Source organism: Pseudarthrobacter sp. fls2-241-R2A-168 (assembly GCF_030209335.1).
In the GTDB taxonomy this organism is placed as follows: domain Bacteria; phylum Actinomycetota; class Actinomycetes; order Actinomycetales; family Micrococcaceae; genus Arthrobacter.
In genome coordinates, this window is record NZ_JARVSG010000030.1 from 49,697 (window position 1) to 74,368 (window position 24,672).

The 24,672-nt window shown below is 64.9% G+C and carries 26 protein-coding genes and 2 tRNA genes; 11 read left to right on the forward strand and 17 right to left on the reverse strand.

Annotated features, from left to right (window positions below; genetic code table 11):
* Window positions 1–2: 2 nt before the first annotated feature.
* Together QRN11_RS15825 and pdhA are read right to left on the reverse strand one after the other, a co-directional pair.
* Window positions 3–1,013 (reverse strand): alpha-ketoacid dehydrogenase subunit beta, encoded by a 1,011-nt coding sequence (locus tag QRN11_RS15825; RefSeq protein ID WP_285313538.1) that lies wholly within the window; start codon window positions 1,011–1,013, stop codon window positions 3–5.
* Window positions 1,013–2,164, reverse strand: coding sequence for a pyruvate dehydrogenase (acetyl-transferring) E1 component subunit alpha (pdhA, locus tag QRN11_RS15830; protein WP_502935043.1), 1,152 nt, complete (start codon window positions 2,162–2,164; stop codon window positions 1,013–1,015). Before pdhA ends, QRN11_RS15825 begins: the two co-directional genes overlap by 1 nt.
* Window positions 2,165–2,400: 236 nt before the next feature.
* Here pdhA and QRN11_RS15835 point away from each other — a divergent pair, with 236 nt between their 5' ends.
* Together QRN11_RS15835 and QRN11_RS15840 are read left to right on the forward strand one after the other, a co-directional pair.
* Window positions 2,401–2,874, forward strand: coding sequence for an Lrp/AsnC family transcriptional regulator (locus QRN11_RS15835; RefSeq protein WP_091418192.1), 474 nt, complete (start codon window positions 2,401–2,403; stop codon window positions 2,872–2,874).
* A 199-nt stretch (window positions 2,875–3,073) separates the two neighbouring features.
* Window positions 3,074–3,715 carry a hypothetical protein gene (locus tag QRN11_RS15840; RefSeq protein ID WP_285313541.1) on the forward strand — a complete coding sequence of 214 codons (642 nt, stop codon included), beginning with the start codon at window positions 3,074–3,076 and terminating at the stop codon, window positions 3,713–3,715.
* Window positions 3,716–3,823: 108 nt separating this feature from the next.
* On the opposite strand, the gene QRN11_RS15845 is transcribed toward QRN11_RS15840, so the two are convergent.
* Window positions 3,824–5,440: a monocarboxylic acid transporter gene (locus QRN11_RS15845; RefSeq protein ID WP_091418212.1), complete on the reverse strand. Its 1,617-nt coding sequence runs from the start codon at window positions 5,438–5,440 to the stop codon at window positions 3,824–3,826.
* Window positions 5,437–5,817, reverse strand: coding sequence for a DUF485 domain-containing protein (locus QRN11_RS15850; protein WP_142062944.1), 381 nt, complete (start codon window positions 5,815–5,817; stop codon window positions 5,437–5,439). The genes QRN11_RS15845 and QRN11_RS15850 overlap by 4 nt, the downstream gene beginning before the upstream one ends.
* A 175-nt stretch (window positions 5,818–5,992) precedes the next feature.
* On the opposite strand from QRN11_RS15850, the gene QRN11_RS15855 reads away from it, so the two are divergent.
* The 5 genes from QRN11_RS15855 to QRN11_RS15875 all read left to right on the forward strand — a co-directional run bounded on the left by QRN11_RS15855 (window position 5,993) and on the right by QRN11_RS15875 (window position 10,605).
* Complete coding sequence (locus QRN11_RS15855; protein WP_091418513.1) at window positions 5,993–7,201, forward strand: sensor histidine kinase; 1,209 nt, start codon at window positions 5,993–5,995, stop codon at window positions 7,199–7,201.
* A 37-nt stretch (window positions 7,202–7,238) separates the two neighbouring features.
* Window positions 7,239–7,955, forward strand: coding sequence for a LytR/AlgR family response regulator transcription factor (locus QRN11_RS15860; protein WP_285313543.1), 717 nt, complete (start codon window positions 7,239–7,241; stop codon window positions 7,953–7,955).
* Window positions 7,952–8,302, forward strand: a complete 351-nt coding sequence (locus QRN11_RS15865) for a DUF485 domain-containing protein (RefSeq protein WP_091418217.1) — start codon at window positions 7,952–7,954, stop codon at window positions 8,300–8,302. The genes QRN11_RS15860 and QRN11_RS15865 overlap by 4 nt, the downstream gene beginning before the upstream one ends.
* 67 nt (window positions 8,303–8,369) lie before the next feature.
* Window positions 8,370–9,836, forward strand: a complete 1,467-nt coding sequence (locus QRN11_RS15870) for a sodium/solute symporter (protein ID WP_091418219.1) — start codon at window positions 8,370–8,372, stop codon at window positions 9,834–9,836.
* Window positions 9,837–9,915: 79 nt separating this feature from the next.
* Entirely contained in the window at window positions 9,916–10,605 is a 690-nt protein-coding gene (locus tag QRN11_RS15875; protein ID WP_285313544.1) for a hypothetical protein, read from the forward strand.
* Window positions 10,606–10,610: 5 nt separating this feature from the next.
* On the opposite strand, the gene QRN11_RS15880 is transcribed toward QRN11_RS15875, so the two are convergent.
* The 6 genes from QRN11_RS15880 to rpsB form a co-directional block, all read right to left on the reverse strand.
* Window positions 10,611–11,195: a DivIVA domain-containing protein gene (locus QRN11_RS15880; protein WP_285313546.1), complete on the reverse strand. Its 585-nt coding sequence runs from the start codon at window positions 11,193–11,195 to the stop codon at window positions 10,611–10,613.
* 92 nt (window positions 11,196–11,287) lie between these two features.
* A complete protein-coding gene (locus QRN11_RS15885) occupies window positions 11,288–12,211 on the reverse strand; it encodes a phosphatidate cytidylyltransferase (protein WP_285313547.1) in 924 nt (307 codons plus the stop codon).
* Complete coding sequence (gene frr, locus QRN11_RS15890) at window positions 12,211–12,768, reverse strand: ribosome recycling factor (protein WP_091418226.1); 558 nt, start codon at window positions 12,766–12,768, stop codon at window positions 12,211–12,213. Before frr ends, QRN11_RS15885 begins: the two co-directional genes overlap by 1 nt.
* A gap of 127 nt (window positions 12,769–12,895) precedes the next feature.
* The gene (gene pyrH, locus QRN11_RS15895) at window positions 12,896–13,633 is read right to left on the reverse strand and encodes a UMP kinase (RefSeq protein ID WP_091418227.1); all 738 of its coding nucleotides are present in this window, start codon (window positions 13,631–13,633) and stop codon (window positions 12,896–12,898) included.
* Between the two features lie 117 nt (window positions 13,634–13,750).
* The gene (tsf, locus tag QRN11_RS15900; protein WP_009357886.1) at window positions 13,751–14,587 is read right to left on the reverse strand and encodes a translation elongation factor Ts; all 837 of its coding nucleotides are present in this window, start codon (window positions 14,585–14,587) and stop codon (window positions 13,751–13,753) included.
* 130 nt (window positions 14,588–14,717) lie between these two features.
* Complete coding sequence (gene rpsB, locus QRN11_RS15905; protein ID WP_091418229.1) at window positions 14,718–15,593, reverse strand: 30S ribosomal protein S2; 876 nt, start codon at window positions 15,591–15,593, stop codon at window positions 14,718–14,720.
* A gap of 442 nt (window positions 15,594–16,035) precedes the next feature.
* Between rpsB and QRN11_RS15910 the strand changes: the two genes are divergently transcribed.
* Window positions 16,036–16,581, forward strand: coding sequence for a M23 family metallopeptidase (locus tag QRN11_RS15910; RefSeq protein WP_285313548.1), 546 nt, complete (start codon window positions 16,036–16,038; stop codon window positions 16,579–16,581).
* A 51-nt stretch (window positions 16,582–16,632) separates the two neighbouring features.
* Here the strand turns inward: QRN11_RS15910 and QRN11_RS15915 are convergent, their stop codons facing one another.
* From QRN11_RS15915 to QRN11_RS15940, 6 genes are all read right to left on the reverse strand, one after another.
* Window positions 16,633–17,820 carry an acyl-CoA dehydrogenase family protein gene (locus tag QRN11_RS15915; protein ID WP_285313549.1) on the reverse strand — a complete coding sequence of 396 codons (1,188 nt, stop codon included), beginning with the start codon at window positions 17,818–17,820 and terminating at the stop codon, window positions 16,633–16,635.
* Between the two features lie 489 nt (window positions 17,821–18,309).
* Window positions 18,310–18,383 (reverse strand) — tRNA-Ile (locus tag QRN11_RS15920).
* 73 nt (window positions 18,384–18,456) lie between these two features.
* Entirely contained in the window at window positions 18,457–19,653 is a 1,197-nt protein-coding gene (locus QRN11_RS15925) for a glycosyltransferase (protein ID WP_285313550.1), read from the reverse strand.
* A 127-nt stretch (window positions 19,654–19,780) separates the two neighbouring features.
* Complete coding sequence (locus QRN11_RS15930; protein WP_091418235.1) at window positions 19,781–20,689, reverse strand: DMT family transporter; 909 nt, start codon at window positions 20,687–20,689, stop codon at window positions 19,781–19,783.
* Window positions 20,689–21,309 (reverse strand): CDP-alcohol phosphatidyltransferase family protein, encoded by a 621-nt coding sequence (locus QRN11_RS15935; RefSeq protein WP_091418237.1) that lies wholly within the window; start codon window positions 21,307–21,309, stop codon window positions 20,689–20,691. Before QRN11_RS15935 ends, QRN11_RS15930 begins: the two co-directional genes overlap by 1 nt.
* A 109-nt stretch (window positions 21,310–21,418) precedes the next feature.
* Complete coding sequence (locus QRN11_RS15940; protein ID WP_285313551.1) at window positions 21,419–22,273, reverse strand: phage holin family protein; 855 nt, start codon at window positions 22,271–22,273, stop codon at window positions 21,419–21,421.
* Window positions 22,274–22,445: 172 nt separating this feature from the next.
* Here QRN11_RS15940 and QRN11_RS15945 point away from each other — a divergent pair, with 172 nt between their 5' ends.
* The 3 genes from QRN11_RS15945 (at window position 22,446) to QRN11_RS15955 (ending at window position 24,369) form a co-directional block, all read left to right on the forward strand.
* A complete protein-coding gene (locus QRN11_RS15945) occupies window positions 22,446–23,675 on the forward strand; it encodes a multidrug effflux MFS transporter (RefSeq protein WP_091418515.1) in 1,230 nt (409 codons plus the stop codon).
* Window positions 23,676–23,692: 17 nt separating this feature from the next.
* Complete coding sequence (locus QRN11_RS15950; protein WP_091418240.1) at window positions 23,693–23,887, forward strand: hypothetical protein; 195 nt, start codon at window positions 23,693–23,695, stop codon at window positions 23,885–23,887.
* A gap of 74 nt (window positions 23,888–23,961) precedes the next feature.
* A complete protein-coding gene (locus QRN11_RS15955) occupies window positions 23,962–24,369 on the forward strand; it encodes a hypothetical protein (protein WP_285313552.1) in 408 nt (135 codons plus the stop codon).
* A gap of 51 nt (window positions 24,370–24,420) precedes the next feature.
* Here the strand turns inward: QRN11_RS15955 and QRN11_RS15960 are convergent.
* A tRNA-Asn gene (locus tag QRN11_RS15960) sits at window positions 24,421–24,493 on the reverse strand.
* Between the last annotated feature and the right edge of the window lie 179 nt (window positions 24,494–24,672).

Sequence of the window (24,672 nt, forward strand, 5' to 3'; positions counted from 1 at the left end):
GCTCATCCTTCCAGCCCGCTGAGGGAATTCGGCCGGCCCAGGGCACCGTCCACCCCATCGAGGATCCGGTCCAGCCCCGGCAGGTGGTGCATTTCCAGCTTGGAGTACGGGTATGGGATGTCGAAGCCGGTGACCCGCACCGGCGCCGCTTCCAGGTAGTAGAAGCAGCGTTCGGTGATGCTGGCTGCCACCTCCGCACCTAGGCCGCCCGACTGGCCGGCTTCATGCGTCACCACCAGGCGGCCGGTCTTGCGGACCGAGGCAACAACGGTGCCGTAGTCCACCGGGGCCAGCGAGCGCAGGTCGATGACCTCGATGGAAATCCCTTCATCGGCAGCGGCCATAGCGGCGTCACGGGCAGTCTTGACCAGCGGGCCGTAGGCCACCAGGGTAACGTCGGTGCCGTCGGTGACAACCCGGGCCTGGTCCATCGGAACAGCTGTCCGCGGATCAAGGGCCTCGTCCACCTCACCCTTATCGTGGTAGCGGCGCTTGGGCTCGAAGTACAGCACGGGGTCGTCGCAGGAGATGGCCTGCTGGATCACTGTGTGGGCGTCCTGCGGGTTGGACACGGTCACCACTCGCAGCCCGGACGTGTGGGTGAAGTAGGCTTCCGGCGACTCGGAGTGGTGCTCCGGGGAGCCGATCCCGCCGCCGAACGGAACCCTGATGGTGATGGGCATCTTGACGGCGCCCCGGGTGCGGTAGTGCAGCTTGGCCACCTGGCTGACGATCTGGTCAAACGCAGGGTAGATAAAGCCATCGAACTGGATCTCCACTACGGGACGGTAGCCGCGGTAGGCCAGCCCCACGGCCGTCCCCACAATGGCCGATTCAGCCAGGGGCGTGTCCACAACACGGTGCGTGCCGAAATCCTTCTGCAGCCCGTCGGTCACCCTGAACACACCGCCCAGTGCGCCGATGTCCTCGCCGAGGAGGACCACTTTGGGATCGTTTTCCAAAGACTTGCGCAGGCCGGCGTTAATGGCGCGGGCAAAGGTCATCTGGGTCATCAGCGTGCACCTTCTTCTGACACGGCTTCAGCGGGATCCCCGAAAGAAGCCAGGTAACGGGCGTAATGGTCCTGCTGCCGGTCCAGCCAGGAGTTGGGCGTGCTGTACACGTGCTTGAAAACGTCCAGCGGCTGCGGGTCCGGCATGGTGGTGCAGCCCGTGCGCATTTCCCGGGCCACGGCGTCGGCCTTGTCCCGGACCTGCTGCTGCAGTTCTGCCGTGAGCAGGCCTTTGCGGTCCAGGAGCGCCGCAACACGGCTGATCGGATCCTTTGCCGCCCAGTCCTCCAGTTCGTTGGCATCGCGGTAGCGGGTGGGGTCGTCCGCTGTGGTGTGCGGACCCATCCGGTAGCTGACTGCCTCGATGAAGGTGGGACCGCCGCCGCGCCGGGCGCGGTCCAGCGCAACCCTGGTGGCGGCCATCACGGCCAGGACGTCGTTGCCGTCCACCCGGAGGCTGGGGATGCCGAAGCCTGCGGCCCTGTCCGCCAGCTGGATGTGCGACTGAAGCCGGACCGGTTCGGAAATGGCCCAGTGATTGTTCGTGCAGAAAAACACCACCGGCACCTGGAAGCTCGCGGCAAAAACCATCGCCTCGTTGACGTCGCCTTCACTGGTGGCGCCGTCGCCGAAGTAAGTGACGGCGGCTGAATCCGCGCCATCATTTTGGATTCCCATGGCATAGCCGGTGGCGTGGAGGGTCTGGGCACCGATGATGATCTGCGGCGTGGCCATGTTGATGGAGTACGGATCCCAGCCGGAGGAGGCGTTTCCGCGCCACACCCTCACGATGTCAGTGAGGTCTACGCCCCGGCAGTAGGCAACGCCGTTTTCACGGTAGCTGGAGAACACAAAATCGTCCTCGCGAAGGGCCCGTCCGGAGCCGATCTGAGCGGCTTCCTGGCCCAGCAGCGGGGGCCACAAGGCAAGCTCACCCTGCCGCTGCAGGGCTGTGGCTTCGACGTCGATGCGCCGGATGACGGTCATGTCCTCGAAGAGCGAGCACAAGTGGTCGTCGGTGATGTCCTGCAACCAGGGATCGAATTCCGGGTGGCTGACCCGTTCCCCGGAAGGGGTGATCAGCTGGACGAGTCCGCCTGCCCGCCCGGGGGCTTCAGCGGGACCGCCCGCGCCGGTGAAATCAGCAGCGATGGGGGCACTTGCGCTGCGTTGGCCCATTCCGTCTGTAGACACGATAGCCGCAACCTCTCACGTCGTTGACCTGCGGATTCGATGGACTTGTGGTCCCGCCGCCGCCGGCCTTCCGGGCGCCGTTGCCCCGGATAACTGTGACCCTACTCACAATGCTCATTGGGTACAACCACCGCGGCCGTCGCTGAGCAGAATGCTCTGTCTGGACGCTCGGGACGGTGCTAACGTTGCGCATTATGCAAGCTTTGGATGGCACTGATACCCGACTGCTCTCGGCCCTGGCCCAGGACCCGCGGCGGACGGTTGTGGCCCTTGCCCAGAAGCTGGGACTGTCCAGGAACACGGTGCAGGCCCGGATGGCCCAGCTGGAGAAAAAGCACGTGTTCCTGTCCTTCGAACGCCGGATCAATCCTGCGTCCCTGGGCTACCCGCTGATGGCGTTTATTTCTGTCCACGTCCAGCAGCAAAAGCTGGCGCAGCTGGCGAAGGACCTGGCCGACGTCCCCGAAATCCTGGAAGGCTACGGACTCACAGGCTCCGCCGACCTGCTGCTTCGTGTGGTGGCGCTGGACGCGGAGGACCTTTTCAGGATTAACGGAAAGATCCTCGCCTGTGACGGCGTGGACCGCACGGACACGGCCTTGGCCATGGGGGAACTCATCCCGTTCCGGGTCCAGCCCCTACTCGAGCGGGGTTCGCAGGGCGCTTAGCAGTCCCCCCGCTGTTGCCGAACCAGGGCCGCTGTCCCGGGGACGGGCGTCCGGCACGCACTCACGTCGGCTAGGGATGCCCCGCCATAAAGTACGACGCTACGCCCGCCCGCTATAGGCTGTTGCGAGTTATCCACGGGTGCCGTTCAGTGGCCCCGCGACCAGGCGATGTTTTGCACCCCGCCGGAAAGGCCTTATCTTGGGCAATCCTCAGGAACCGTACCAGCCGGGAGAACCCGGGTTCGCGCCGCAGCAGCAGCCTGTACCCGCACAGCAGTCGCCGGTGCGCAGCGGACAGGCCTACGGGACCCCCTCCAGTGCTGACGAGGCCCCCGCCGGTGCTTACCGCAATTCCGCCGCCGAATACCCTGAAGCCACTCCGTTCGGCCTGCCGGGCCAGCAGCCTCCGGCCAAAGGCAGGCGGAAGCTTTGGGTCATCCTCGGCAGCATCGGTGGCGTCCTGCTGCTCGTGATCCTGGGGATCGTTATCCTGGTGAACGTGGTGGGCAGCGCCACCAACCACGCACGGGGCCTTGCCGACGGTTTCACCAAACTCGTCATCGAAGGCGAAAATTCCAAAGCCTATGACGACTACCTCGACCCCGCCCTGCAGGAACAGCTGTCCAAGGAAGCCTTCATCACCGGCGTCGAAAGCCTGGACATGGACGGCTCCTGCAAGCCGTCCTACAACGACCTGAAGGTCAGCACCGAGAACGGTGTCAAGGCCGCGGACGTGGCCGGCGTCATCACCTGTGACGGCAAGGAAGTGGATCTTGCCTACCGGTTCGAAGGCACGGACCAGCTGAAGATGACCAACATCAAACTCCGGCCCAAGGCCTAGCCCCCAGCCAGGACCAGGAACACAAAAGAGCCTCCGCGCCAGGTAGCGCGGAGGCTCTTTTGTTGCCCGTGAGGAGGGGTCAGGTCCGGAGACCGGAGCGTCCCGGGATCAGTGGTTGACCGCCTTCTCGGCACCCACACCGGTGAGGGACCGGACCTCCATCTCGGCCTGCTTGGCAGTGTCTTCGCGCTTCTTGTCCAGGACGGTTCCGAGCCAGCCGAGCAGGAATGCCAGCGGGATGGACACAATGCCCGGGTTGCTCAGCGGGAACAGGGCGAAGTGGGCGTCCTTGATCATGGACGTCGCCCCGCCGGAAACCACCGGCGAGAAAATGATCAGCACAATCGCCGCACCCAGCCCGCCATACATGCTCCACACCGCACCCTGGGTGGTGAACCTCCGCCAGAACAGTGAGTAGATGATGGTGGGCAGGTTGGCCGAAGCAGCAACGGCGAACGCCAGGGCCACCAGGAACGCCACATTCTGCCCGTTGGCGAGGATGCCGCCCAGGATGGCAAGGATGCCGATGACCACCACGGTGCGCCGGGCCACCCGGACTTCAGTGTCGGCGTCGGCCTTGCCCTTGGCGATGACGTTGGCGTAGATGTCATGCGCGAAGGACGCCGCGGCGGTGATGGTCAGGCCGGCCACAACGGCGAGGATGGTGGCGAAGGCCACCGCCGAAATGAAGCCCAGCAGCAACGGGCCGCCCAGGTGGAAGGCCAGCAGGGGCGCCGCAGCGTTCACGCCGCCCGGCGCGGTCTTAATGGTGTCCGCACCCACCAGCGCGGCCGCACCGTAACCGAGCACCAGGGTGAAGAGGTAGAAGAGCCCGATCAGCCAGATGGACCACACCACGGACTTGCGGGCTTCCTTCGCGGTGGGAACCGTGTAGAACCGCATCAGCACGTGCGGCAGGGCGGCCGTGCCCAGGACCAGTGCCAGGCCCAGGGACATAAAGTCCAGCTTGGACGTCTCGGTCTTGCCGTACTGCAGCCCGGGATTCAGGACGGCCGGGTTGTTGGCCGTCTCCACCGCACCACCCAGCAGGGCGGAGAGGTTGAAGCCATAGATGGCCAGGACCCAGAAGGTCATCACCGCGGCCCCCGCGATCAGCAGGATGGCTTTGATGATCTGCACCCACGTGGTGCCCTTCATGCCGCCGATGAGCACGTACATGATCATCAGGGCGCCGACGACGATGATCACCAATGCCTGTCCGCCCCAGTCGCTGATACCCAGGAGCAGGGAGATCAGGCTTCCGGCGCCGGCCATCTGGGCCAGCAGGTAGAAGAAGCAGACGGCGAGGGTGGAGATGGCGGCGGCGATGCGGACCGGCCGCTGCCTGAGCCGGAAGGACAGGACGTCCGCCATAGTGAACTTGCCCGTGTTGCGCAGGAGCTCGGCAACCAGCAGCAGCGCCACCAGCCAGGCCACCAGGAAGCCGATGGAGTACATAAAACCGTCGTAGCCGTTGATGGCGATGGCGCCGGTGATGCCCAGGAACGAGGCGGCCGAGAGGTAGTCGCCCGCGATGGCGGTTCCGTTCTGGGAGCCGGTGAAGGAGCGGCCGGCCGCATAATAGTCGGCGGCCGTCTTGTTGTTGCGGCTGGCGCGGAACACAATCACCATGGTCACGGCGACGAACAGGCCGAAAATGCCCATGTTCAGCAGGGTGGTGTCCTTCAGTGCGGCGACATCAACCGCTGCAAGTACGTTGATCATTTGTTCGCTCCGCCCACTCGCTTGCCGTGCTTATCGAATTCGTGCCCCTCGATTTCGTCCCGGATCTCCTTGGCGATGGGGTCAAGGCGCTTGTTGGAGTAGTGGACATACCAGCCGGTGATGGCAAACGTGGAGACGAACTGGAGCAGGCCGAAGATCAGGCCGATGTTGATATTGCCCCAGACCTTGGTGGACATAAAGCCCACGGCGTAGTCCGCCAGCAGGACGTAGGCGAAATACCACAGCAGGAATGCCACTGCCATGGGGAAGACAAAGCTGCGGTGACGCTTGCGCAGTTCCTGGAACTGCCCGGTCGACTGGACCTGTTCAAAGTCCACGGACGCCGCTGCGTCCGGAGTGTGGGCCTCGTTACCCATCGTTCCTCCTCATTGAGACTTGCCTTGACACACCCCATCCCGGACAGGGAAACCACAAGTGTGACTGCAATCACTTTGCTTTCCGGGATGCCCCAGATTCCATACCTGGCCCCGCCGGCGTCGCTCAACGGTCGGGATGCTGCGCCAAACGGCACCCGCCGCTACGCTGGGCACCATGCTTGACTCCCCCCTCCTGACCGCCGCCGCGGTGGCGGTTATCGCCATGGCCGTGGCCGTCGTCGTCGGCGTGGGGCTCAAGGTGCTCCGCTCCTTCCGGGACCTGGGCACCGACGCGGAGCGGGCCACCTACCACACCCTGCATGCGGCATCGCAGGCGGGGCAGCACCTGCGCCGCGGCCTGAACCCGGCCGGCGCGGCCAAAGCCAGCCGGCACCTGCGGACGCTGCTGGGCTGCGAGGCCCTGGCCATCACTGACACCACCGGGGTCCTGGCATGGGATGGCGCAGCCGAGGAACTGAAGCCGCACGTGATGCGCCTCGCGGAAGGGGTTCTTGCCGGCGGCCGGACAGTGGTGTTGCCCGCCGGGAGCCCGACGTCGGCGGACGGCGCACCGACTGAGGGGACGGGTGGGCCACTTGCTGCGGTGATTGCGCCGGTGCGTGCGGGAACTGGCGTGGTGGGGGCGGTGGCGGCTTTTGCGCCGTCGGCGGGTGCTGGACTGGTCCGGGCCACCAGCGAGGTGGCGGACTGGGTGGCCGTCCAGGTGGAGCTGGCCGAGCTGGACGCATCCCGCACCCTGCTCATGGAGGCCGAGGTCCGGGCCCTGCGTGCACAGATCAGTCCCCACTTCATCTACAACTCATTGAACGCCATCGCATCCTTCATCAACACCGACCCCGCCCGCGCCCGGGAACTGGTGGTGGAGTTCGCCGATTTCACCCGCTACTCCTTCCGGCGCCACGGCGACTTCACCACCCTCGCTGAGGAACTCCGCTGCATCGACCGGTACCTGCTCCTGGAGCGTGCCCGGTTCGGCGAGCGTGTGCAGGTCAGCCTGCGGGTGGCGCCCGAAGTCCTGAGCACGGTCATCCCCTTCCTCAGCCTGCAGCCGCTCGTGGAGAACGCGGTGCGGCACGGGCTGGAGGCCAAGGAGGGGCCGGGGCACATCAGCATCACCGCCAACGACGCCGGAGCGTACGCCGAAGTGACCATCGAGGACGACGGCGTGGGCATGGATCCTGCCCAGCTGCAGTCCACCCTGGCCGGCCATACCGATGGTGTCCATGTGGGGCTGCGGAACGTGGATGCCCGCCTCCGCCAGGTCTACGGCAACGACCATGGGCTGGTCATCGAGACGGCGCCCGGGGAGGGAACGATGATCACCATGCGCGTGCCCAAGTCCCAGCCCGGCCACGACGCCTGAATCAACCGGCGGGGCCGCGGAAAGCTAATCTAGGAAGATGATTAACGTCCTCGTCGTCGATGATGAGCTGCCCGCCGTCGAGGAACTGGCGTTCCTGCTGGGCCGCGACGACCGTATCGGCACCGTCCAGCGGGCCACCTCAGGCAGCGAGGCCCTCCGGGCGCTGGCCACGGGCCAGATCGACGCTGTTTTCCTGGACATCCACATGCCGGCCGTGTCCGGCCTGGATATTGCCCGCGCCATCAGCGGAAGCAGGAATCCCCCGGCGGTGGTGTTTGTCACCGCGGACGAGGACCATGCGCTGAAGGCCTTCGAACTCGCCGCCGTGGACTACCTGCTCAAGCCGGTCCGTGCCGAACGGCTGGCACGGTCAGTGGGCCGCATCAGTGAACTGCGCGACGGCGGTACCGCACCGGAGATGATCACGGTGGACCAGGGCGGGACCACCAGGATGATCCGCCGTGATGATGTCACGTACGTCCAGGCGCAGGGTGATTATGCGCGGCTTCACACCGCTGACGCGAGCTACCTGATCAGGGTTCCGCTGGCCGATCTTGAACAGCAGTGGGCTGACGCCGGGTTCATCCGGACCCACCGCTCCTACCTCGTCGCCCTGAAGCATGTGACCTCCATGAAGCTGGCAGCGGACGGGCCCAGCGTCACCGTCGCCGGGGCCGGACTGCCCATCAGCCGCCGCCACCTGCCAACCGTCCGGGAGAAGCTGGGCGCCACCCGGATCAGGCCGCACGCATGACCAGGGTCCGCGTGACGGCTCCGCGCTCAGCGGCACTCCCTGCCGTGGAGAGCCGGGAAGCGGCTCAGGCCTCCGAGGTGGGGCAGGTGTTCGTCAGGTCCCTGATCCGCTCCCAGCTGCGGCTTGCCCTGGTGGTGGCCGGCGGGTTCCTGCTGATCCTCGCCGCCTTCCCGCTGCTGCTCGCCGTCGTACCGGGCTTGTCGGAGACCCGCATCGTGGGGATCCCCTTTAATTGGCTTCTCCTCGGGGCGGGCATCTATCCGCTGATCGGGCTCAGTGCCTGGTTCTACGTCCGGACCGCAGCCCGCAACGAAGCACGCTACCGGGACCTGGCCGGTGACCAGTGAAGGGGAACCCGGCAATCCGCAGTGAACCCGGGCAGGGCACCGTCGAGCAGGGACCAGTGACGGCAGCATGAATCCAGGCGTCGCCATCGCCGCGCTCGCAGTGGTCTCCGTGGCCACGGCGGTGATTGGCTTCTACGGCCTGCGGATCTCCCGCACCACAGGTGATTTCTACGTCGCTTCCCGGACCGTCCGGCCCTGGTGGAATGCCTCGGCGATCGGCGGCGAATACCTCTCCGCCGCAAGCTTCCTTGGCGTTGCCGGGCTCATCCTGCTCTCCGGCACGGACGCATTGTGGTTTCCCGTGGGCTACACCGCCGGATACCTGATGCTGCTGCTGTTTGTTGCTGCCCCGCTGCGCCGGTCCGGGGCGTACACCATTCCCGACTTCACCGAAGCCAGGCTGGACTCACGGGTTGTCCGGAAAGTCACCAGCCTCGTGGTGGTCGTCGTGGGCTGGCTCTACATTGTGCCGCAGCTCCACGGCGCCGCCCTGACCATCCGCATCACCACCGGCCTGCCCTCCTGGGTGGGATCGGTGGCGGTGGTGATCGTGGTCTGCCTGACGGTCGTGGCAGGCGGCATGCGTTCCATCACCTTCGTGCAGGCTTTCCAGTACTGGCTCAAGCTCACGGCCCTGGCCGTCCCCATCCTGTTCATTATTTTTGTGCTGGCCGGTACGGGAACACCGGCACTGTCCGCTCCTGCCGTGAACCCCACCGGGCTGGCCTCTTCGGGGGCGTACCAGAACGTCTCGCTGCTGGTCGCCCTGCTCTTCGGCACCCTGGGTTTGCCGCACGTCCTGGTCCGCTTCTACACCAACCCGGACGGGCAGTCGGCCCGGCGCACCACCGTGATCGTCCTTGGCCTGTTGTCCGTCTTCTACCTGTTTCCCACCGCGTACGGGCTGGTGGCCAGGATGTTTGCCCCCGGCCTGGCCCGCACCAACCAGGCCGACGCCCTGGTCCTGCTCCTGCCAGGCGAACTGGTGGGCGGCACCGCCGGAGACCTGCTCTCGGCCCTGGTGGTGGCCGGCGCTTTTGCCGCTTTTCTGTCCACTACCTCCGGCCTGGTGGTCTCGCTGGCCGGCGTCATCAGCCAGGACGTCCTGGGCGGCGAAGTGGGCGGCTTCCGGCTCGCGGCGGTAGTCTCCGCCGTCGTGCCGCTGGGCTTCGCCTTTATGACCGATTCGATGGCCCTGGCCGGCAGCGTGGGCCTGGTGTTTGCGTTCACCGCCTCCACGGTGTGCCCGGTGCTCCTGCTGGGGATCTGGTGGCGGGGTCTTACCGACGCCGGCGCGATCGCCGGGATGGTGACGGGCGGGCTTCTGTGCGGCGGGGCGATGATTGCCGGTGCCCTGGCGGGAGCTGCGAACCTCGCGCCCTGGCTGGCGCAGCCGGCGGCGTGGACCGTGCCCACGGCCTTCGCCGTGATGGTGGTCGTCTCGCGGGCCACTGCGCACAGAATCCCCGCAACAATGGCCCGGGTCATGACGCGGCTGCACACCCCGGAAAGGCCGCTGGCCACGGAACGCTGATTCCGCCGTCGGCCGCCCTTACATTTCCCAAGGCTCCTTTTTCCTCGCGCTGATGCCAGTGATGGGAGAGAATTGCGCCATGTCCATCGAGGGCGAAAGCCCGTCCGGCGCACCGGCCGAAGTCCCCCCGTCCGTGCGGGCGCAGCTGCTGGCCACTGAGCATTGGGGCCTGCTTGCCTCCCGCAGCACCACCCAGAGCGAGGTGCTGACCCGGATCAGCATGTTCCTGACCTTTACGTCCGCGAGTGTGGTGAGCGTGGCGCTGGTCGGCCAGGCCACGGGTTTTTCCGATGCCTTTGTCCTGCTGGCCGTGGTTGTCCTGTTCATCGACTCGGCGATTGGGCTCCTGACCCAGCTCCGGGTAATGAACGTCGCCTACGAGGACCTGATGTACGTGACCGCCATGAACAGGCTGCGGGCCGCGTATGTCGAGCTTGACCCGGCCGTGGCACCGTACCTCATGGCGGCGCACCACGACGACGAGGCCGGTTCCAGGCAGACCTACTACTTCTTCGGCGCCAGGGGAAGCTTCAGCCAAGTGGCTGGCAGCAGCATGATCTTCATGACGACGGCGAACGCTACCTTGATTGCCATCCTGGCGGGATTGCTGGTGACAGTGGCAGGCGCCGGTACGGCAGTGGCCACGGTGACAGGCGCCGTGTGCGGAGCGGGGTTCCTCGCCGTGTCCGTCCTGCGCGGGGGCCGACGCTACCGCAATCTGTGGCGCCGCTTCACGCCGCTCTCCCCCACGCCCCCGGATGAGGGCTGAATGCTTCAGTCGATGGCCGCCATCAGTTCAACCACCCGGTCCAGGAAGGCGTCCACCTGGGTTTCCTCGTAGCCATCCTTGCCTGCCGCGGGGCGGAAAACTGCCCGGCGGACGTTGTCCACGCTGAGCGGCTTGTCCTGTTCAAGGTACGCGATGAGCTCATGGCACAGCCGGTCCACGTCGGCGGTGTTGTAGCTGCGGGCCTTCTTCTTGGCAGGCCGGCGGAACCGCTCACCGTCAGGGCGGTGCAGGCGGCCGCGAAGGATTCCGGACAGATTTCCGATTTCGCGCAGCCACGCCTCCTCGCCCTGCGCCGCAATCAGCTCGTCGCGTTCGCGGCGGGCAAAGGCGTCCTCGAGGCGGTCCAGGGCCGCGTCCACAACCGCTGCGGAATAACCGCCCTTCACCGGATCAAAGGAGACCGCCCGGACATCCGAGCTGTTGACGGGGTGCGCCGCGGCCTCCGGGGTTTCGAGGGAAACCCGCGCCCGCTGCAGGAACTGGTCCACCTGCTTGGCGTTGTAGCCATATTCGCTGCGCTGCACGCGCTCAAAGGACGCAGGGATCTGCCGATGAATGTCCAATGCCACTGTGATTCCTTCAATGCTCTTCCGCCGTATCGCTTCCGCCCAGTCTAGGGGCGGCCGGATCCGGCAAGGGTTTGTGTCAGGCTAAGTCCGCGTCAGGCTCCGGCGACCAGCCCGTACAGGATAAACACCACCGGGGAGGCGAAGACGATGGAGTCGAGCCGGTCCATCACGCCGCCGTGTCCGGGCAGGATGCTGCTCATGTCCTTGACGCCGAGTTCGCGCTTGACCATGGATTCGGCGAGGTCGCCGGCGGTGGAAGCCGCCACGGTTCCTACCGCCAGGATGATGCCCACCCACCAGGGTTTATCCAGCACGAAGAGGCAGGCGAGGACGCCGATCAGCATGGCACCGGCGATGGAACCGGCGAATCCTTCCCAGGACTTCTTCGGGCTGATCTTCGGGGCCATGGGATGCTTTCCCAGGGAGGCTCCCACCAGGTAGCCGAAGGTGTCGTTGGACACCACCAGCAGCAGCATCACCGCCACCTGCCACGCGCCGTCGGGAATGGTCCCGCCCGGCCAGAGACCCAGCGGGGTGGCGCCTCCTGCGGCATGCAGCGGAAGGGCGGCGAAACTGATAAAAAACGGCACCCAGCCCTGGGTGAAGACACCGGCGAAGATGCTGTTGGCGGAGCCCGCTGCGCTTTCCACCGACCGCCACAGCAGGACGGCCACCGAGCTGAGCAGCATGGCGAAGAGCAGGCTCTCAATGCCGCCGAGGTAGGCGCAGAACGGCATGGCCACTGTGCCCGTCATCACTGGAACGATCGGCATCCGGGTGCCGTTCGCTTCCAATGCCCGGTAGATTTCCCAGACACCGAAGACGGCAAACGTGGTGGTCACCGCCACAAACCCAAGCGGAAGGAAAAGCAGGCCGCCCAGCACCGCGAACAGCATGGCCAGGCCCACCACCACCGCGGCCGGCAGGTTACGCCCGGCCTTTGGTGTTGGATTGCTCCTGGGCTGCTTCCCCCGTGTGCGCGCCCGTTGTGCCGGGGCCTGTTCTGCCTGGCCCATCAGACTTCGAGCAGCTCTGCTTCCTTGCGCTTGAGCAGCTCGTCGATGCCGTCCACGTGGGCCTTAGTGATGCCGTCCAGCTCCTTTTCGGCGCGGGTGCCTTCGTCCTCGCCGGCCTCCCCGTCCTTGACCAGGCGGTCCAGGGTTTCTTTCGCCTTGCGGCGGATGTTGCGGATGGAGATCTTGGCGTCCTCGCCCTTGGTCTTGACGATCTTGACGTATTCCTTGCGGCGTTCCTTGGTCAATTCCGGAATGGTGATCCGGATGACGTTGCCGTCGTTGGACGGGTTGGCGCCCACCTCGGAGTCGCTCAGCGCGCGTTCGATGTCGCGCAATGCCGTCTTGTCGAACGGGGTGATGAGGATGGTGCGTGCGTCCGGGATAGCAAAGGAGGCGAGCTGCTGCAGCGGTGTGGGGGAACCGTAGTAGTCCACCAGCACTTTGTTGTAGAGCCCCGGGTTGGCCCGGCCGGTGCGGATGGAAGCGAAGTCTTCCTTGGCTACCTCAACGGCCTTGTCCATCTTGTCTTCGGCTTCGAGCAAGGTTTCTTCTATCACGGTCTCTCCTGACGGTTCTGGTGCAGTCCGGGGCGCCGGCTCCGTGCACGTGGTTCTCGGTTGCTGTTTTCCGCCCCCGGTCCCAAAAGACGGGGGCGGAACTGTCCTGAAAACATCCTAGCCGTAGCTAGGCGGTGACCAGCGTGCCGAGCTTTTCACCCAGGATGGCGCGGGTGACATTGCCCTCACCTTCCATGCCAAAGACCACCATGGAGAGGTTGTTGTCCTTGCACATGGTCATGGCGGTCTGGTCCATCACACGGATGTCGCGGCGCAGGGCGTCGTCGTAGCTGAGCGTTTCGAGCCGCTCTGCTGAGGGGTCCTTCTTGGGATCGGCCGTGTACACGGCGTCCACACCGCTCTTGGCCATCAGGACCACGTCTGCGTGGACTTCGAGTGCCCGCTGGGCAGCAACAGTATCCGTGGAGAAGTACGGGAGTCCGGCGCCGGCACCGAAGATGACCACGCGGCCTTTTTCCATGTGCCGGATGGCACGGCGGGGAATGTACGCTTCAGCCACCTGGCCCATGGTGATGGCGCTCTGGACCCGGGTTTCGACGCCGGCCTGCTCCAGGAAGTCCTGCAGTGCCAGGCAGTTCATCACGGTTCCGAGCATGCCCATGTAGTCGGCCCGGGAACGGTCCATGCCGCTCTGGGACAGCTCGGCGCCGCGGAAGAAGTTGCCGCCGCCCACCACGATGGCCACTTCCACCTCTGGAACTGCGGCGGCGATCTGCTTGGCGACGTCGCGGACGGTCTCCGGGTCAACGCCCAGCTTCCCGCCGCCGAAAACCTCGCCGGAGAGCTTCAGGAGGACCCGGCGTCGACTTTTCTCTGGCTGCAATACAGTGTTGACGGCTTCCATGATGCCTTCCGGTTGGGGGTCTGAAAAAAGATTATCCTGCTTGGGCCGATGCTCGGAACTGGCCCGTTGCATGCAAAAGGGGCGGCCACCGAAGTGGCCACCCCCTTGCAGTACCGGCTAGGAGCCGACGCGGAAACGCGTGAACGCGGTTCCCTTGACACCGGCCTCTTCGAGGACCTGTGCCACGGACTTCTTGGCGTCCTTGGCGAATGCCTGGTCAACCAGCACCTCACCCTTGTAGAAGCCGGTCACGCGGCCTTCCACAATCTTGGTGAGTGCGGCTTCGGGCTTGCCCTCGGCCTTTGCGGTCTCTTCGGCGATGCGGCGCTCGGACTCAACCAGGTCGGACGGAACGTCCTCGCGGGTCAGGTAGTTCGGGGCCATGGCAGCGATGTGGACTGCAACATCGTGGGCGGCGGTGGCAGCGGCTTCGCCTTCACCGTCGACGGCGAACAGCACGCCAACCTGGGCCGGGAGGTCCTTGGAGGTCTTGTGCAGGTAGGCGTCAACCGTTGCACCCTCAACGCGGGAGATGCGGCGGACAACAACCTTTTCGCCCAGGACGGCGCCTTCTTCGACGACGACCTCGGAGAGCGGCTTGCCGTCAACTTCGGTGGCCAGCAGGGTCTCGAGATCGGCTGCGCCGGACTCGACGGCAACGGCCAGGACCTTGTCGGCCAGCTGGATGAACTTGTCGGCCTTGGCCACGAAGTCGGTCTCGCAGTTGACTTCGATCATCACGCCGACGCCGTTGCTGACCTTTGCGGCCACCAGGCCTTCAGCAGTGGAGCGGCCTTCGCGCTTGGTAGCGCCTTTGAGGCCCTTGATGCGGATGATTTCGATGGCCTTCTCGGCGTCACCGTTGGCTTCGTCAAGAGCCTTCTTGACGTCCATCATGCCGGCGCCGGTGCGCTCGCGCAGGGCCTTGATGTCCGCGGCAGTGTAGTTCGCCATGTGAACCCCTCTGTCTAGAAATGTGTTGTGGTGTACGGACCGACAGGACGGCAGCCCACGAAAGTGGGCCGCCATCCTGTCAGCTGCTCCGGCGCCGCACGCGGCACCGGGAAATCCGGATGTACTTGTGTTACTTGGCGTCTTCAGCCGGAGCTTCGGCAACCGGAGCTGCCTCTGCGGCGGGAGCCTCGGCAGCAGCCGGGGCTTCCTCGGCAGCGGGAGCGGCAGCCTCTTCAGCCTTGCTGCCTTCGAGGAGTTCGCGCTCCCACTCGGCCAGCGGCTCTTCCGGAGCTTCCGTGGCGCCGGTGCCGCGGTTGTTGCGGGCGATGAGGCCCTCGGCAACGGCGTCGGCAACAACGCGGGTCAGGAGGTTCACGGAGCGGATGGCGTCGTCGTTGCCCGGGATCGGGAAGTCGACCTCGTCCGGATCGCAGTTGGTGTCCAGGATGGCCACAACCGGGATGTTCAGCTTCTTGGCCTCATCAACGGCGAGGTGTTCCTTCTTGGTGTCCACGATCCAGAGCACGGAGGGTGCCTTGGTCAGGTTGCGGATACCGCCGAGGTTGGACTCGAGCTTGGTGAGTTCACGCTTGAGGAGCAGGAGCTCCTTCTTGGTGTAAGCGGAGCCGGCGACGTCGTCGAAGTCGATCTCTTCGAGTTCCTTCATGCGCTGGATGCGCTTGGCGACGGTCTGGAAGTTGGTCAGCATACCGCCGAGCCAACGCTGGTTCACGTACGGCTGGCCCACGCGGGTTGCCTGCTCGGCAATTGCTTCCTGGGCCTGCTTCTTGGTACCGACGAAGAGCACGGTGCCGCCGTGTGCAACGGTGGCCTTCACGAACTCGTAGGCGCGGTCGATGTAGGACAGCGACTGCTGCAGGTCAATGATGTAGATGCCGTTGCGCTCGGTGAAGATGAAGCGCTTCATCTTCGGGTTCCAACGGCGGGTCTGGTGTCCAAAGTGGACGCCGCTGTCAAGCAGCTGGCGCATAGTTACGACGGGCATGCCGACGCTCCTTCCGGCAGGTCATTCATGAGAAACCCCTGGGGCTTCTTACCCTGCCAATAGTTGACGGTTGATTAGCGTGGCCCGGGCGGGCCGTGCTCCTGGCGTCCATCGTGCTTCCCATCAGGACCGTGGTCCTGACCGCAGGAAGTCCGATCCTCCGAAAAGGGCTGGACGCGCGTAGTCAGCCGCCGCTCCCCCACACTCCTGAATGAGATGTGCCGACGCAGGCCGGACAGGGGCATATACCGTAGGAAGAACCTTTGGGATAGACGCTGGACGGAAAGCGTTGAGGGCGCAGCAAACTGCTCCATCAAGTGTACTACAGGCCCCCGCACGCGGAGGACATGCAGAAAGGTTTGGACGACGGCGTCGACGTGCTTTTTCCACATACGGGAACCTGGCCCTGCCGGCAGCTTTTCAACCCGCGCACGCTGGATTCATGAAACCATCGGCACTGCTTGCGGCCCTGCTCCTGCTGCCCGCCTCCTTGGCCCCGGCCGGGGAGGTACTGGCGTTCGGCCCGGCACCCTCCACTGCGGCGCATCAGACGGAAGTTTCCGCCACCGTCGCAGCGCCGTCGTGGAGGTGGCCGCTCGCCCCGCGCCCCAACGTGCTGCGGGATTTTGATCCGCCGCCCAAGCCCTGGCTCAGCGGTCACCGCGGTGTAGACCTGGGGGCGGTGTCCGACGGCGCAGAGGTCACTTCGCCGGCGGCGGGCACCGTCAGCTTCGTGGGCGTGGTGGTGGACCGGCCGGTGATCACCATAGACCACGGCAACGGATTACGCAGCAGCTTCGAACCCGTGGAGAGTACCTTGACCGCCGGCAGCATGGTAGCCACCGGGGAGGTGCTCGGGACGCTCAAGCCAGGCCACTGCGCCGCCGCGTCCTGTGTGCACTGGGGCGTCCGGCGCGGCGACGACTACGTCAATCCGCTGCAGTTCGTCATGGACCTGCGGCCGTCCATCCTGCTGCCGCTGGGCTAGCAGGCAGCGACGTACCTCAGCCGGAGGCCAGCCACCTGGTGACATGCCTGGTCAGACGATGGCGGATATTCCCGTGATCGCCCGGCCTGTCACCAGGGTGTTGATCTCGTGGGTTCCCTCGTACGAGTAGATGGCTTCGGCGTCGGCGAAGATCTTTGCCATCTCAAAGTCAGTCACGATGCCGTTGCCGCCCAGGATGTTCCGGCCGATGGCCACGCTTTCACGCATCCTGGCCGTGGTGAAGGCCTTCGCCAAGGCGGACTGCTCGTCCTTCGCCTCGCCGGCATCCTCAAGCTGGGAGAGCCGGACCATCATGCCCATGGAGCTGACGGCATTGCCCAGGATCTGTACGAGCTGGCTCTGGACCAGCTGGAAGGAGGCAAGGGGCCGGCCGAACTGGTGGCGCTCCACCGCGTAGCGGCGCGCCACGTCGAAGGCTGCCAGCTGCTGGCCCACAGCCTGCCAGGCGACCCCAAGGCGGGTGACCTTGAGGACTTTGTTGACGTCCCGGAAGCTGTTGGCGTGCGCCAGCTTGTAAAAGTCCGGGACTACCACGTTTTCCAGGGTGATGTCGGCGTTCTGGACGGTCCGGAGGGCGATCTTGTTCTCGATCTTCGCCGCGCTGAAGCCCTCCAGCGTGGTGTCCACCAGGAACCCTTTGACCTGGTTGTCGTCGACGTCGCGTGCGTAAATGACCACCCAGTCAGAGAAGGTGGCGTTACCAATCCAGCGCTTGGCGCCGTTGAGGATCCAGGAGTCCCCCTCGCGCTTGGCAGTGGTGCGGGTCCCGCCGGCCACATCCGATCCGCCCAGCGGTTCGGTCAGGCCGAAAGCCCCGATTTTCCGAAGTGAATAGATGTCGGGAAGCCAGGCGTCCTTTTGCTCCTGGGAGGCCAGGGCTTCGATGGAACCGGTAAAGAGTCCGTCGTGCACACCCATAAAAGTGGAGATGGAAGCGTCGGCACGGGTCACCTCGGCGTGCATCAGGCCAGCGAAGAGATTGGAATGGCCTTGCCGCCGGACCGGGCTGACCAGGTCGATATCGGCGAGCTTCGGAATCAGCTCCATGGGGAATTCGCCACGGTTCCAGCAGTCCACGGCGATCGGCTTGACCTCGCGGGCTAGGAAGTCCCGGACCTCCGCCAGCCGGTCCTGCTCTTTGGCGCTCAGCATCTGTTCGAAGGCATAGAAGTCGCCGTCGGCGTAGGGCAGGCTGAGGTTGGAATCGGACGTGGACATGGTTACCTCGCAAGGGATCAGCGGTGACCGGGGCTCGCGGAATGAGCACGGTATGTTACTGGTCAGTAACATACCGTATCCGGGGCTCTTACGAAAGGCCGGGATAAGGACATGCTTCCTCCCCCAAACGCCCCATCACCTCCTGCGGCATCCACCCCAACGCCCCATCACCTCCTGCAGCATCCACCCCAACGCCCCATCACCTCCTGCAGGTTTTGGAGCATGGCTCTATCACTTGGAGGATGGGGCTCGACGGCGGCGTCGCCAGGCACGCGTTCGGCCCCACCGAGGGAAAGCTCGAAACACTGATGGGGCGTTCGCCGGAATGTTGCGGGGGGGTGATGGGGCGTCACCCGGAACAGGACGGAAGGTGATGGGGCGTTACCCGGAATGTTGCGGGAGGTGATGGAGCGTCCCGGTTTTGGCTGCAAGAAAAGAAAAACCGCGGCCGGCGATGTGCACCGGCCGCGGTTTCCGCGGTGTTGAAAGTAGGGCTACTCGGACTTGAACCGAGGACCTTAGGATTATGAGTCCCGCGCTCTAACCAGCTGAGCTATAGCCCCTTGATGCCCCGGATCTCCCACCAACAGTGGTCGGCAGCAGGGCAAAAACACTCTAGCAAACCCCGGAAGGCGTTTAGACCACCTTGTCTTCGAATCCGGCGCCGCGGTAGAGGTCCTCGAAGGTCTGCAGGGTTCCCTGGATGCTGTGCGGTTCCACCATCTGCCGGCTGACCTGGCCCATGGCTGCGCGCTGGTCCGCGGGCAGCTCCAGGATCAGGGTGATCTTTTTGGCCAGGTCGTCGCTGTCACCAGGGGTGAACAGATATCCGTTTTCGCCGTCGCGGACCAGGTGCGGCAGGGCCATGGCGTCTGCCAATACCACCGGGGTGGACGCCGACATCGCCTCCAGGGTGACCAGCGACTGAAGCTCTGCTGTGCCGGGCATGCAGAACAGGTCCGCCCGGATGTAGGCCTTCCGCAGCTCCTCGTCACTGGCCAGGCCCAGGAACTTCACCCGGTCCCCCAGCCCGAGCCGCTGGACGAGGTTTTCGAGGTTGGACCGCACCTCGCCGCCGCCCACGATCTCCAGGTGCACCTTCAGCTCTGCCGGCGTTTTACCGATGGCCTCGATCAGCACATCCACATGCTTTTCCTCCGCCAGGCGGCCCACGAACAACACTGTGGGGTGGGCGTGCGGCTCGATCTGTTCGCCGGTCTGCAGTTCGTAGGCGGCGGAGTCGATGCCGTTGGACAGCGGAAGGACTTTGCGCAGGAAGGCATGCTGGTGCATGGCCTTGGCCGCCAGCGGGGTGGGGGTGGTCACCACATCGGCCTGGCCCATGACCTTGCCCATGTCCTTCCAGGAGATGCGCCCGATGATGTTCTTGAACCACTGGGGAAAGGGAAGGAACGGGTTGAGGTTTTCCGGCATGAAGTGGTTGGTGGCAACGATGCGGATGCCTCGCCGGACAGCTTCATAGAGGACGTGCTCGCCGATCATGTAGTGGCTCTGGATGTGCACCACATCGGGCTGGACGCGGTCGAAGAGGAGGCTGATTACCTTCTTGATTTCCCAAGGGAAGCAGATCCGGAAGTACTCGTGCGTGGGGACGCCATGCGAGCGGAGCCGGTGGACGGTTGCCTCCGAGCGGAACTCGGTGAAGCTCTTGCCGTTGTCCGCACGGCAGGCCAGCACGTGCACGTTGTGGCCGCGGCCGGACATTCCCTTCGCAAGGCGGTAGCCGAACTGGGCTGCGCCGTTGATGTGCGGCGGGTAGGTGTCGGCAGCTATCAGGATGGTCAGGGGTCGCTGGTCTGCGGGCGTGGTCACGTGGAGGGCTCCTGATGGTCACGGTGCGGACAGCGTGTACTGACAGCACGGCCGGCCGCGGCTGGCGCCGGGGCCTCGTGTATTTGCTGGCTGGAAGGGACTGGATGGACAGGAATGGCGGACAGGACTACAGGGTCGGCTTGCCCGCGGCCCGCGGCGCGTCCTTCTTGCGCTTGGTGACCTCGGGGTGGTGCCTGGAAAGGGCGATTACCCCCACGATAGCAAGCGATGCGGCAGTTCCCATGGCAATGGCCATTACGGCGTGCACATCCGGACGGAGTTCGCCGAGGATGACAATCCCGATGGCGATTCCCACTAAGGGATCAATCACCGTGAGTCCTGCTATCACCAGGTCCGGCGGCCCTGAGGAGTAGGCGTTTTGGACAAACCATGACCCCAGTCCACCTGCGGCGATGAGGGCCACCACTGAGTACCACTGCACGTTCAGCAGGAAGAGCCCGTTGGGATCGAGCAGGTGCTTGCCGATGATCCGGGTGAGTACGGCCACGAATCCAAAAAGCACCCCGGCCCCCAGGATGTAGACGAAGGCGTTGATCCGGTGCTTGAACATGACCGCCAAAGTGCCGAAGAGTCCGACGGCGAGGGCCAGCAGCAGGACGATCGTCAGTTCGTCGGCGAAGCTTACGTGGTGGTTTTCCTGGGTGACGTTGACCGCGAGGATGACAAAGAGTGCCGAGCCTGTCACACAGGCCGAGATGGCAACCACCGTTGCACGGTTGATCGTCAGGTCCTGGTCCTTGGCATTGATGATGGTGGTGATGACGAGCGCGATGGCCCCGATGGGCTGGACGACGGTCAGCGGGGCAGAGACAAGGGCAACAGCGTTCATCGCCATTCCGGCGCCCAGCAGGAGGAGGCCGAACACCCAGCGCGGGTTCCTCAACAGGCGGAGGAACCCGTTCGAGCTCAGGGCTAATCCCCCGGTGTCGGCCTTGACCGCACTCCCCTGGCGCTGCGCACCCAAAGCCAGGCAGAACGCACCCAGCACCGCGAGTACCACGGCGAGCCAGACCATCAGGCGGTCCCGCCGTCGTGATGCAGCCTTCTGCCCTTGCGCAGAATGGCCCAGAAATAGTTGTAGGCGGCTATCCAGTGGCCGATCAGGCCCAGGCCCAGCACAATCCACGCTGCCACGAACAGCTCATCAGAGAATTTCGTATCCAGTCGCGAGAGGACCAGCAGCGGAGTGCCCAGAAGCAGCAGGCCGGTGCGGACCTTTCCCACAATGCTGACCGGAAGATCCGGGTGGCCGCGGAAGAAGGACAGCGTCAGGGCCAGCAGGATGGCGTCCGGGACCACCAGCGCGGCAAGGTAGAGCCAGTGGACGACGCCGGCAATCACCAGCGTGACGGCGACGGCGATCAGAGCCAGGCGGTCGGCGATGGGGTCCAGGACCCGGCCGAGCTTCGAGGCCTGGTCGAAGCGGCGGGCAACGTACCCGTCGATCCAGTCCGTTCCGGCCATAACCGCCAAAACCACCACGCCTGCGGCGTATTGCTTTTGTGCCAAGACCAGCCAAATGAACAGCGGCACGCCCATAAACCGCACAACGGTGAGCAGGTTGGGGATGGTGAAGACGCGGTCGTGGTCGACCTGGGGGCGGCCGGGACGGGAGCCGGCACCGATGAACTTCATCCCGTCCCCTTTCCTTCCTGCTGCCCTGCGGCGCGTACTAACGATTCGTGTCCCTGTGCAACTGTCTTTGTCTTGCCGGGCTGCCGGAGCAGCCTCAGTGTGGCCGGGGCTAGTACGTCCGGAGGAGCTTGCGGACCAGCACAACCAACACGGTCCCGGCGGCCGCAAGGGCAGCCAGAGGTTTCCACCGCGCACCCAGGCCTCCGGTGGATTCCGAGAGACCGGCCAGCCGGCTCGCGGCGAGGTCTTTGCTCCGGGCGGCCAGAACCTGGCCCTCACGCATCTTGACCTGCGCAGCAGCCAAAAGGAACCGGGCCTGGGTTTTGACATCGAGTTCATCGCCGAGATCGTCGCGGACTTCGGCGAGGTGGTGGCGGCGCTGGCCTAGGCGGCGGGCGATTTCCGGCTCGGAGGCCTGCGGGAATTCCTTGTTATGCTCTGCGGCCTTGGCTTCCTTTTCAGCCTTGGCCTTCGCGGCGGCTTCCGCCTTGGCTGCCTTGGCAGCTTTTGCCTCGGGACTCTGGGGGTCCAGGACCGCAGGGTTGAAGGCAGATCCCTCCCTGGCAACGCCAATATCGTGCTTGATGCCGCGGATGGTCTCCTCCGGCAGCAGCGGCATGGCCTTCTTGAACCTGCTGACGCCGATCAGGCCGCCGATGAGTGCAATCAGCAGGAACGCCGCGGAAACCAGCAGTGCGGCCAGCCAGGCGGGCATGATGGTGGCCAGTCCCATGATGGCGGCAACGATCAGTGCCACCACGAGGAAGAGGACAAAGACCAGGGCCACAGCGAGGAAAGCGGAAGCAACTCCAACCTGGACACCTTTACGCTTCAGCTCAATCTTTGCGAAGGCGATCTCGTCGTTGAGCTGGCGGGGCGCCAACCGGAAAAGGAGTTTAAGCGTCCCGGGCAGCGCGGCGATGCGCACTCCCTGGCTGGTCCGCCCGCTGTGACGTCCGCTCATCGGTCCCGCCTTACTGTTTCATGGTGGATTCGGCTTCCATGTGCTGCGGGAGAGTGCAGCTGCACCGTCCCCGCCCCCAAAAGTATCATTCAGTTCAATGGCGGACTCCGGGGCTTGCCGGACGGCGCGGCCTACAACGCTGCAAAAATCTGTTATCCCGGGCCTAGGATTGATCATCGTGACCATTCCCAGCAATCCGGGCGATCTGTTGAGCCGCCGCCGCAAACTCCTGTATATCCTCCTGCTCGGCGCCCTGACTGCCCTGGGTCCGTTCACGATCGACCTTTACCTTCCAGCCTTTCCCGCCCTCGAGGCGAGCCTGGGCGTCACCGAAGCCCAGGTCCAGCTGACACTGGCCGGGACCACGGTGGGTTTTGCCTTCGGCCAGCTCGTGGTGGGGCCATTCAGCGACAAGGTGGGCCGGCGGATGCCGTTGATCCTGGCGACGGCACTGCATATTGCGGCCTCGCTTGGCGCCGCGCTGTCCACCGACATCACTACCTTGGGCATCTTCCGCGTTTTGATGGGTGTGGGGGCAGCCGGCGGGGGTGTGGTGGCCATGGCCATGGTGCGGGACCTCTTCTCCGGTTACGCCATGGTCAAGATGTTTTCGCGTATGTCCCTGGTCAATGGGCTGGCACCGATCCTGGCTCCCGTGATCGGTTCACAGCTGCTCCTGGTGATGGCGTGGCCGGGGATCTTTGTGTTCCTTGCCTCATACGGCACCCTGGTCATTGTCGCCGCCCTGTTCCTGGTCCGCGAGACGCTGCCCCCGGAAAAGCGCCGGCAGAGCGGCATGACGATGCGCCAGCGCTACGGCATCCTGTTCAGCGACAGGATCTTTGTTGGCCTGCTTATGGTGGCCGGCCTGAACTTCGGCGGGCTGTTCACCTACCTTTCGGCCTCCCCCTTCCTGTTCCAGGACGTGTTTGGCTTCTCAGCGCAGGAGTACGGCCTGCTTTTCGGCATCAATTCACTGGGCATCGTGGCCGGCATCCAGACCAGCTCCCGCCTCATCCGGCGGGTGCCGCCGCAGTGGATCCTTGCCGGAGCCACCGCCTGGACCTTCCTCATGGCACTGCTGATCGTGGTGTTCGACCAGCTCGGGCTGGGACTGTGGGGCGTTATGGTCCCCCTGTGGTTCTACATCATGGGCACCGGCTTTATGTTCCCCTGCGTCCAGGTCCTCGCCCTGGCCGGCCACGCGGGCCAGGCCGGCACTGCCGCCTCGCTGCTGGGTGCCGCGACCTTCCTGACCGCCGGCCTCATCTCGCCGGTGGTCGGCTGGCTGGGCATCACCAGCGCCACCCCGATGGGCGCCGTCCAGGCCGCCTGCATCCTGCTGGCCATCGCGGCTTTGTGGCTCGTGGTCCGGCCGCGGACCGTCCCATCCATCCACTGACTGCCGATGCCCTCCTGATGCCAAAGAAACCTGCCAGGCGCAAGCCGCACCGGAACCGCCGGGGACTCTTCCTCGGGGCGGTGCTGGGCGCCGTTGTGGGCTATTTCGCGGGGCGCGCCCTGGGCAATCCCGCCATGGGCATTGTGCTGGGCATGCTGGTTGGCTCCGCGTTGCTGTACCGGGTCAATCCGGGCCCCTGGAACCGCCCCTAGGCCTTCTTTCGCGTCTGCGTGCCGGTACCGCGCCGTCTGCCGCTGAACGCCCCTCCCGCGATAAAATGTTGTTTGTGCCAAGCTGGCAGGATCAACCGCAGCTCCCGGCCACGTGGCAACGGTGCGATACCGGGATCCTGCCACTGTGGTGGGAGCGGTTGTGTGCGCAGAGCGGCGAGCAGTCGGCGGCCCTCTATGCGGCGGGACTGTTCACCGAAGACCGCCGCCGGCCGATCGCCCAGTGGTATAACCCGGCTTTTAATGCAGCGCTCCTGGTGGCCCCCGAAACCTCTCCGGAATGGCCCGTTCAGAGGTTCGGCATCTTCTATGCGCCGCCGGAAACTGGATTCGTGCGTGTCCATTCCGCACCGCACGAATGGAGCCCGCGCCAGCCGCGCAAGTCCCCCACCGAAAAGGAGGCGTTCCTGGCCGCGATCGCGGAGGCAGAGCGCTTCCTGCAGGTGGAGATGGACTTTGTCTGAAAGAAAAACCCCCGCTCCTTCCAAGGGAAGGAACGGGGATTTTTTGGGTTGCTCCTCCTGCTGGACTTGAACCAGCAACCCTTCGATTAACAGTCGAATGCTCTGCCAATTGAGCTAAGGAGGAATGAAGCAGGTATGACATTAGCAAAGGATCGGCACCAATGTGAAATCGACGGTTTTGCGGGCCCACCAGCCGCATGCGGGCATAAAAAATCCCCGCTCCGGGAAGCCCGGAGCGGGGATTGCGCGCTCCTCCTGCTGGACTTGAACCAGCAACCCTTCGATTAACAGTCGAATGCTCTG